This is a genomic window from Actinocrinis puniceicyclus, from assembly GCF_018283645.1.
GTDB classification, from domain to species: Bacteria; Actinomycetota; Actinomycetes; order Streptomycetales; family Catenulisporaceae; genus Actinocrinis; species Actinocrinis puniceicyclus.
Map to the genome: position 1 here is coordinate 1 of NZ_JAGSXH010000167.1, position 9424 is coordinate 9424.

7 protein-coding genes, 1 tRNA gene and 1 pseudogene are annotated in these 9424 nt (G+C 68.8%); 4 read left to right on the plus strand and 5 right to left on the minus strand.

Translation table 11 applies throughout. The features are described from left to right. Positions 1-265: 265 nt before the first annotated feature. Positions 266-679 (minus strand): SsgA family sporulation/cell division regulator, encoded by a 414-nt coding sequence (locus KGA66_RS26330; protein ID WP_211471801.1) that lies wholly within the window; start codon positions 677-679, stop codon positions 266-268. Between the two features lie 1275 nt (positions 680-1954). Here KGA66_RS26330 and KGA66_RS26335 point away from each other — a divergent pair. Further along, positions 1955-2026, plus strand: a tRNA-Val gene (locus KGA66_RS26335). Between the two features lie 240 nt (positions 2027-2266). Here the strand turns inward: KGA66_RS26335 and KGA66_RS26340 are convergent. Next, a complete protein-coding gene (locus KGA66_RS26340) occupies positions 2267-2647 on the minus strand; it encodes a hypothetical protein (RefSeq protein WP_211471803.1) in 381 nt (126 codons plus the stop codon). A 381-nt stretch (positions 2648-3028) separates the two neighbouring features. On the opposite strand from KGA66_RS26340, the gene KGA66_RS26345 reads away from it, so the two are divergent. Beyond that, on the plus strand, positions 3029-5125 hold the full coding sequence (locus KGA66_RS26345; protein ID WP_211471805.1) for a hypothetical protein: 2097 nt from the start codon (positions 3029-3031) through the stop codon (positions 5123-5125). 325 nt (positions 5126-5450) lie between these two features. Here KGA66_RS26345 and KGA66_RS26350 read toward each other — a convergent pair whose 3' ends face one another. Beyond that, positions 5451-5897, minus strand: a complete 447-nt coding sequence (locus KGA66_RS26350) for a hypothetical protein (RefSeq protein ID WP_211471807.1) — start codon at positions 5895-5897, stop codon at positions 5451-5453. A gap of 157 nt (positions 5898-6054) precedes the next feature. Between KGA66_RS26350 and KGA66_RS26355 the strand changes: the two genes are divergently transcribed. Next, the gene (locus tag KGA66_RS26355; RefSeq protein ID WP_211471809.1) at positions 6055-6690 is read left to right on the plus strand and encodes a hypothetical protein; all 636 of its coding nucleotides are present in this window, start codon (positions 6055-6057) and stop codon (positions 6688-6690) included. A gap of 24 nt (positions 6691-6714) precedes the next feature. Next, a complete protein-coding gene (locus tag KGA66_RS26360; protein WP_211471811.1) occupies positions 6715-7305 on the plus strand; it encodes an HD domain-containing protein in 591 nt (196 codons plus the stop codon). Between the two features lie 958 nt (positions 7306-8263). Here the strand turns inward: KGA66_RS26360 and KGA66_RS26365 are convergent. Both KGA66_RS26365 and KGA66_RS26370 read right to left on the minus strand, forming a co-directional pair. Further along, positions 8264-9118, minus strand: coding sequence for an alpha/beta fold hydrolase (locus KGA66_RS26365; protein WP_211471813.1), 855 nt, complete (start codon positions 9116-9118; stop codon positions 8264-8266). Between the two features lie 4 nt (positions 9119-9122). Continuing rightward, positions 9123-9424, minus strand: a pseudogene (locus tag KGA66_RS26370) (hypothetical protein); the annotation flags it as partial.

A 9424-nucleotide genomic window follows, 5' to 3' on the forward strand; every position in this document is an offset into this window, starting at 1 on the left:
TCAAGATGCGGCAGGATCGCCTCGAACTTCGCCGCCAGCACCCGCTCGTCGATCTCCATGACCACAGCCATAGCAGAATCCTGGCAGGACAATCAGGACATGTAAAGATAATTTAGCGACGAGCCCTTAGTCCCGGGACCTGATCTCGGGACCAAGCCCCGGCAGTTGGTTGGGCACGCCGCCGGACCGCGGCCCGACCGCGGCCGGACCCGTGCAGTTCCTGTCGTAATGAGCCCTCAGCCTGCCCGCCTGCCCGGTGAACTCCTCAGCTGCCGGCGAACAGGTGCGCCAGCTCTGCGTCGATGTCGTAGTGCCGCGGCTCGGTCCCGGGCGGCACGGCGGCGTTGGTGCGCTTCAGAAAGGACTCCAGCGCCCGGGCCGGTGCCTCTAGCAGCGCCTCGCCCTCGGGTGACGACAGTGCGATGCACACGATGCCCTGCCCCCGGTTGCGTGACGGCCACACGCGGACGTCGCCGCATCCGGTCGGCCGCCGCAGTCCTTCGGACAGCAGCTCGCGGGCGAATACCCAGTCCACGGTTTCCTGGGCACCGGTGTGAAAAGTGGCGTGAACGGCATACGGGTCGGCGGAGTCGTAGCGCAGGCCGGCCGGGACGGGCAGAGACGACTCGCTGGACACGACCAGGCGCAGGTGCAGCTCACAGGTCACCGAAGTGCTCATGGGCGGCCGGCCTTTCCCGTAGAAGTGCGCTGAGGGCTTACGCACGGAACGTCGGCAAGATGCCACCGGAGCGTGGTCGGTAAACCCCTACGACCGATATGCACGGGTACGTCTACGCCGTCAGGCTGAATGCGGGGCGCCCGGCTCCCATCGCTGGATCGCCTGGCGTCCGAACCGCGCCGCCCTCGCCGCCCGGCTTCGACGGTCCCATGCCTCGGCGCGCGACCGGAGCAAACGCGCCTTGCCATCCGGCGAAAATCCCATCAATTACGCCCATAAGTGTTAACGGAGGCATATTTAGCAGGAAAATTCCGGTTGCGAGAAAGCGCTTCGCCGACGAGGCGCCGCGGGCGGTCCGACGCAGACCCGGCGCGACCCGGCCCAGCGACGGAGCGACCCGCGCCGAGCGGCCGAGCGGCCGAGCGCGGCGAGGTGACCGACCGGAGCGCAGTCCGGTCGAGCGCGGTCCGGTCGAGTTCGGTCCCGTCCCGTCCGGCGCGCAAGCCTACTCGGCCCGCCGCCTTGCGGGCCGGAGGCGGTCGCTGCGGATCCCCCGCGACCGCCCTGAGGGTGATGGCCGGGGCGGGGCGGCGAGGGCCCATGGCGCGGCGTGAGTGCCGCTGCGGCTCGGCAGACGAGTGTGTCTCCGCCTGGGCTCACCGCGGTTCGTTCGCCGCAGAAGTCGCAGCGCCAGGCCAGCGACTCCAGGTCGGCGGGGCGGATGCTGAGCCGTACTGATACCGGGGGATGCCAGCGATGGATCCGCTCGATCACCGCGTCGATCTGCGAACCTGCGGGTGGATAGAGCGCGCGTAGTTCGTCATGGCTGCTCGTGGTCCGGGAGAATCGCTGGATCATGTCGATCGAGGCAGACACGCCGGCATTCTCTATACGGCAGTCTCAACGAGAACCCCCCATGGGTGGTGGCTCAGGATCCTGACCCGAACCTCTGGCCAGGCATGAGTGCCAGGCTCTGTGTTTCAAACCTTTCCATCAACCGCTTCCCCGTCTTTGAGCCCATCGGGCCGCGACAGGTAGTGCTCATGTGGCGTCGGCGTCAGAGCCGATCGCTGTGCTCAGGGCCCGCAGGGCGTCATCGTATCGGTGACGGTTGAACTGGCTTGGGCCGAACGCCGCGTAGTCGCATCCCGCAACGAGCCGGGATCGGTTGTTGTGCCGGAACCGGGCTCGCGGTGCGGCCGTCGCCACCGGGACACGCCTCGGCCAAAGGATTCGTAGATCCGCCCGCGCATGCGGTATCGTCTTCCACGTCGCGGGCGATTAGCTCAGCGGGAGAGCGCTTCGTTCACACCGAAGAGGTCACTGGTTCGATCCCAGTATCGCCCACCGCGTTTATGCAGGTAGAGGCTCTGCCGGAAGAGATCCGGCAGAGCCTTTCGATCTTCAAGTCCGCGAAAAGTCCGTCGCGATGCTCGGCGAACGGTCTCGAATCCGTGGGAATCGCCGCGACCGGACACCACATCCGAATTGCCGCGAATCCTCACAAGAGTCGCGCCCCTGGCAGACTTCTGATGCACCCCTATCTCTCCGGCGATCTTCCACGGCAGCCCGAGCGGCATAGAGCGCCTATCCGATCCCGTCAGGCTCCAATGACGCGCCCGCGCCTCCGAGCGCGATCTCGGCGAGTTGCTGGCACCAGAGCTCCCGCATCTCCGCCTCGCGGGGGTTCCTGGTGAACGCTTCGGCGACGGCGCGGGTGCGGCCGTTCCAGCCGCGGCGGTTCTGTAGCGCGCCTCGGATGGCGGCGGCCAGTTGCCGGTGGGTGGGGGTGGAGCCGGTTTCCAGGTCGGAGCAGAACAGTGCGTCGACGAGGCGGGCGAGGGCGAGGTGGCCCTCGTTGAGGTCGGCCGTCGCGTGCATCCCCGGCTCGGCGTCGACTCGGTCAGGCCGAGCGTCCCGGTCGGGGTTTGCGGTGGCTCGGCGTCGGGGGTTGTTGGGCTGGGGCATGGTGACCCTCCTATGCAGGGTGTTCTGGGCCCTGGTCCGGTGCTCCTACACCGGGCTGGGCATTGCGAAGGTCCGGGCGGCAACCCGGCCGTGATGGCGTATGGGGCGGCTGCGCGGTTCGCCGCTGCGTCCCTGGCGGCATGGTTCGGCTGCCGGGAACGCCGATACGTGTGTGCGCTCGTTGCGGCAGCGCCGACCGTGAGATTCAGAACCGCAGCAGATCTACGCCTTGGCGCACGCCGGCGTCTTGGCGCAGCAGGCGCGTGAAGCGTTCGTCAACGCGAAGGTCGCGGCCTGATGCCCGCCGTGTTCGAGGACTTCGTCGAGTTGGCTGAGACCCGCCTTCGGCAGGCCGACGCGGGGATATGCGGCGGAGCGCGCGTGAGCGCGGCCACCTGCGCCGCGCTGTGCGCCGTCACGCGATCGCTCATCACGCTCAGCAAGCGGTACGGGACCACGCCGACCGGGGCGCCCGTGGCCGCCTGGCAGCCCGCGTTCCTCGACCGGCTCTCAGCAGCCGACCGCCGCATCCGGCGCCACGCTGGATCGAGTGCCGCGCCGACCGCGGCCGACGAACTGATCGGCGACGCCGCGCGTTTCCTGACCGTCGCCCAGGACCTGCTGGCCACGCACCTGGCCATACCCGACCCGCCTCGATCGTTCGCGCGTACGCCCGAAGGATCGGAACTGCTGGATGCGCCGGTGCGCCAACACCTGCTGCGCCGCGCCGCCGACCTCACCGACCGGGTGGCCGAACTGACCCGCACGGTGGTCAGGTTCGATGATCTGCCGCGCGAGCGACCAAACCGGATGGACGTGTACCGGCCGCGGGAGAAGGACCTGGCGGCCGCAGCGCGCGACCTGGCCGAAGCGGCCGCGCAGTGCCCAGAAACGTCCACCGCGCGCTTGGAGCTCTCGTCGGCCCCGGTCCTGGCGACGCCGGTGGACTATCCGCAGCCGGACGAGGCCCCCGGGTTCGCCGCCGAGCGGATCCGCACCGGTCTGGAGCGGCTCGCGACCGCCGCATATCGCGCTGCCAACCGTCTGAACACCGGCGAGCACCCGCCCGTGCACACGGCCGGGAACCTGCGCGCGGCCGCCACGAGTTTCGCCGTCGCACACGCGCTGGCCGCAGACCTGCTCACTCGCCTCGCCCCGCGTCTGCCGTCGACCCCTGATCTGGACATCGTCGAAGCAGCCGACCTGCTGCGCGCGGCAGGCGCTGCGTGGGCCAAACTGCCTCCGGTGTTGGTGCGCACCGCCAGCGTCCCGGACAGCGGCCCGCGCAGCCCGCTGACCGTCCAGGCCAACAGCGCCGCGATCCGGCTCGGGCGCCTGCTCTACGCCGATCCGACATGGACACCGCGGGTCGGCCCCGGTCGAGTGCGGGCCCTCGACGATCTGCTCGCGCCCGACGTTCTGGACGCACTGTGCGTGACGATCAGTGCGTTGCCGCGCTCGGCGGCGGTCCTCGCGTCCAATTACGCGCGGCTGATATCAGACGGCGTGCTCGACCTGTACTCCGCCGACCGCACCCACCGCCCCGAAGGCGAGGGCCGACACTATTACCCACTCCAGCCCGCCCAGCGCGATGGACTCGTGGCCGGATACGGATGCCACAGCGCTGCAGAACGAAGGCGTCACGCCACCGTCCGGCATCACGGACGCGATCGCGGCCGCATGGCAGGCGACCGCCGCCGCGATCACGAAGGCAAACGCCGACATCGACTCCGTCGCCTCAGACGTCGCCCAGGCTTACCAGCTCCAGAACGCGATGGTGACGGGAGCGTGCTCCAGCGGGGAGGCAGCCGGCGACCCGCCATCGCCGCCCACCCATCTGTCCTGATGCCGTTTCGGTTGAAGATCTTGGATGGGCCGGCGTCCGGCTTGGGGTCCGACAGGCAGTGGGCAGGTTTCAGTCGATCCTGTTGGAGGCGTCTACGCTCGCCGCTCACGACCCCCGCGGCTTGTGTGCTGGCGCGCGAGCTGCCCGCAGGCCTATTCGCCTGTCTTGTCTGGCAGGGATCCGAACCACATGAGCAACATCATCGCGAGTGCGTTGAGCAATGCGGCAGCGTTCAACGCTATATCAGGGGCCGAGTCCGTCGTTGGCCTTGTCATTCCCCATGCGAACACCGCCTGCCCTGTCGTGCCTGCGAGCGCCCACGCTGCCCAGAGCGCCGTGCGCCACGTGCGGCCGACGCGAGATTGCCAGCCCTCGACTTGCGCGTCTCGGGACGTCCGCACGATCCACTGCGCGAACCAGAGTGCCCCGCCGGGAAGCAGCAGCAACGACCCCACCGCCGTCGCACTGCTGTAGTGGAGCCGATCGCCATTGTGGCTGGGCCTCGCAGTGAACACGGCGACGCTCAGCCGGGCCAGGCGGCAGGAGACCAGTACTCCGGCGGCCGCGGCCAGCAGGAGGAAGTCGAAACCGAAGGGCTCGGTGCCCTGGCTCAGGTCGGTCGACAACGCTGACCAGGCTATGAAGCCGAACAGCGCCAGCGCGACCGATGCGCCCACCCGCCACCGTTGCGTGCGCTGACGCGGACTTGGCCCTTGGTCTTCGAACACGGCGCACTCTCCGGGGTGCTTGATCAACGTGGCGTAGTCAGCGTCTCACCCGAAAGCCGGGCACGGACACCCGGCTCTCCTGTCGCCGTGCCGGTTGGCACCGGCAGGCACACGCAATCCCGCCACGAGCCGACGTTCTCCGGGCTCTGAGATCACGAACGAAACACGGTCCGCCAACGAACCTGAACACCGACACGAGCCCCGATAAGCTTCCCGGACACCGACAGGTTCAGCCGTAGCGGAACGGCATGCTCCGGGCGCTGGGCGAATGGTTGAGTTCCGGCGGTGGGCCGGGTGCGGGCCGGCCCACCGCCGAGGCTGTCGTCCGGTCCATCGCGGCGACAGCCGGCCTTGATGGCTCGCCGAGCGTCATGGCGAGCAGGGTCGCCCGCACCGCGGTGAGGGCGGAAACGGTGAACTCCGGGCGCTCCCGGCGGTCGAACAGCACCCGCGCCAGCCGCACCCGCGTATCGCCTTCAAGTACCGTGGCCGTGTCGTCGGCGCAGTAGACCTGCGCGCGGTACCAGCCCGGCCAGCAATCGGCCGCGAAGTTGCGCACCAGGATCGCCGCCAGCATCACACAGGCGGTGGTCTGGTCCTGCGGGAGCGAGGCGCCCAGAGCGCACACGCCCGTACTCTCGGCGAGCTGGATCTCACCCTGCCAGTACGTGATCACGTTGACGGCACCGTCCTTTCGCCCTGCGGCTTGCGGCTCCTAGCACTCATTTCACTGCCTGAATACGAACCTAGAGATGTAATCTGTATCCAAGCGCACGCCGACCAACCTTCCGCAGGTTGAGTTATCGCGGCGCGGGCCGAGCCCTGATCGGCCAGTGATCACGGCTGACGCGAGAGTGCGGTTCTTCGACCATTTCCGCCGCGTCGTCGAGAGCGCACGCGCCGAGCGAGAGGCGCTCTTGCGGCGCCAAGCTCTCTACCTGCTCAGCTTCGACCAGCGGGCCGATGCGGCGGGCTGGCTGGCGCAGCACCGCGGGCGCCTGCCGCGCTGTCTGGGCGGCTGGTCACCGACCTGGCCCACCGCGCGATCCCTGGCGGCGTCGATGACGCGGCACGGTGACCGCACTCTGCTGCTCGAGTTCATCGAGCGCGGGTTGAGCGACGAACGCAGCCAGGTCGCGAATCTGAACTACTGGGCCTACTGGGTCGGGGAGACCGCGGCGGCAGAATGCGACGATTCGTTCATGCCGGGAGGTCTGGGCGCGTGGCGCGGCGATCGGCTTCTGCGGCACCTGGTGGACCGGCTGGACGGCGCGCTCGGGTACGTGGATCTGAACGTGCACACCACGTGGGCGCTGCTCGCCGCGCGCCCGAAGCTCATCGTCGATGATCCGCGCACGAGCGCCGATCTTGAGCGTAGAGTCGGGATACTTCTCGATACGAAGCCGGTTTCGAGGCAGGCACTCGGCGAGCTGGAGTCGATCCGCTACGCGCTCCGGCTCCACCGTTGATCGCAGGACAGGAAGGCGGATCGCGTGGAGGACTCGCAGTTCGAGGGCACGGCCCGGCTCATCTTCGAGGCGGGACTGCTCAAGCTCTCGAAGCGCACCGGCTGGTGGATCTGCGGGGTGAAGGACCCGGAATCGATCGCCGAGCACTCCTTCCGCACGGCCCTGATCGCCTCGCTGCTGGCGAAGCTGGAGGGCGCCGATCCGGCTCGCGCCGCGTATCTGGCGCTGTGGCACGACTCGCAGGAGACAAGGGTCGGCGACATTCCGCACATCGGCCGGCGGTATCTGGACGCTGCGTCGAACGAGGCGGTGACGGCCGATCAGACCAGTGGTCTGCCCGGACCGCTCGCAGAGGAGATCCGGGCGCTCGTCCACGACTACGAGCACGGCGACAGCCTAGAAGTCCAGTGCGCCCATGACGCCGACAAGCTCGAATGCCTCTTCCAGGCCGTGGAGTACCGCGACACGGGCCACCGGAACGTGGCCGGCTGGATCGAGTCGAGCAGGACGAAACTGAACACGAAGTCGGCGCAGAGAATCGCGGACGTGGCCGTGACGATGTCCTCCCAGGACTGGCACCGCGCCGCCCTTGAGCAGCGAGCCGCCGTCAAGTGAGTCGTGGGGTTGCGGGTTAGGGGGCCGGCGCGAACGACAAGCTCGCACAAATCGATCGCCGCACGCCCGTTGACCTCGGCATGCCAGCCCCGCTCAAGTCCGGATGAGCCGGGTTCCAGTGGGGTCTACTCAGGACACCGATCGTGTGCCACGCATGCAGCCACCCCTTGAGCCGATAGTCCGCAGTCAGTCCGCGGGCGAAGGCCTCGAGCGGAGCGAGGCCGCTGTCTTGCGCGTTGGCGATCCACTCGTCGATCAGGTGGCCCTCAAGGTTGGCCATCATCTTCGCGAACGCGCGTATGTGCCCGGCCAGGGCGGCGAGTTCAGGGCCCCGGCAGCGTTGCGACGACCGCCGGAATCCGCCCATACGCACGCGGGGTCGTTGTCATGACACGGGGTCAGACCCCAGCCAAGGCAAGGCGTTCTGAATAATCCTCCATATCCGCGCCGCGAGTCATGGCACGATGGACTGCATGATGACACAGGACCCAGAACGGGTTGTCGTGCTGGGCTACGAGAATCTGCCCGGCTGCCCGCATCCGTACAGCGCCGTCTGCAGCTGACTGCTCGATCGCGGAATCGACTGGCTGCCCTTCGCTCCTGAGGACGTGCGGATCGACCTGGCCTGCGGCAGACGCAAGGACGGCCATTGGCGCGGCTGGTTCAGCATCCAGATCCCATCGGCGGTACTACGGCAACTCGGCCTACACCCGGATCAGCCAACATCGCACATCATCGGTCCCACCCAACCCGACTGGTGGCGCTCCGACGCAATGCGTCGACTCGGATGCCACCGCTGATGACCAGCCGCACGCCGGTCGGTTGCCGCAACACGGCGAAGGACTCCGACTGCCGCCCGGCGCACAGATCTTGCTCGCGACGTGCGCGCAACAAGATCGCCGGCAGAGCCTTGAAAATGTCGGTCGTGGCTCGGGTTGATTGCTGGTGGAGCCGGCAGTCAGTCGAGGAAGGTGGAGATAGCGTCGAGCCACGCCTCGGGTTGGTCGATGTGGGTCATGTGGCCGGCCTGGTCGAGGATGGCGACGTGGGCGTGGGGGATGACGGCGGCGCTCTGTTCGGCCAGGGTCGCAGGGAAGGTCATGTCCTGGCGGCCGTGTAGTAGCAGGATCGGCAGGCCGAGGGCTGCGAGCCGCTCGACAGAGTTCTGCGGCCGGGCCGGTGGGAGAGCGCCGTCGAGGTAGGGGCGGGTCCACTCGGCGGTGAAGCGCACCTGCTCGAGGCGGCGGCGGTATTCGGGGCATGCTTCGGGTCGCCAGATGTTGGCGGGGATGCCTGCGAGCGCGTCGGCGCGGACGAGTTCGGGGCTCGGTTCGGGATCGTCGGCCCATACGGCATTGCCCGTGGCTTGAAGCTGTGCGACCTCGGGCCAGTGCTCGTAGGCGTTGTCGGGCACCGGCGGGATGCTGCTGGAGGCGATGATCAGGCGTCGGATCCGGTGGGGCGCGGCGAGCGCGAGGCGTTGGGCGAGCAGGCCGCCGTAGGAGAAGCCCAGCACATCGGTGCGCTCGATGCGCAGGGCGTCGAGCAGGGCGAGCAGGTCGGCGACCGCGGCGTCGGGTGTGTAAGCCTGCTGTGGTAGACCGGTGGTCGAGCGGCCGCAGCCGCGCAGATCCGCGAACACAAGCCGGTGGGTGTCGGCCAGGCGTTCCAGCGGTTGGCGCAGGTAGCTGTGGTCCCAGTCCGGGCCGCCGTGGATGACCAGCAACGCTCGGTCGGCTGGCCCGGTGCTGCGGGCGGTGAACAAGCGAACCGGCGGCTCGGCGCAGACCGGGACATGCTCTTCGATCAGCATCCGGTCAGTGTTGCAGGGCGCGGTGACACCCCTGGTCCGGCCCGAACCTAGGGGCCGGACCAGGGGGCGCGGTCGGGTCGCGCAGCGCGGCCCACACCTGCGGCAGGGTGGGGTCGGTCAGGGTGCTGGCTGCGTGGGTGTGGCCGGTGGTCTCGTGGATGGCGAGCGAGATCGCGGCCTCCTCGGTGGGGGTGAGGGGTCGGACGAGTTTGGTGCCCAGTAGCGCGCCGAGCAGGGTCAGGCGCCGCCGGTGGATCTCGGCGAGCCGCTCCCGGAGTGCGGCGGGGTCGGTGGGCAGGTTCTGGC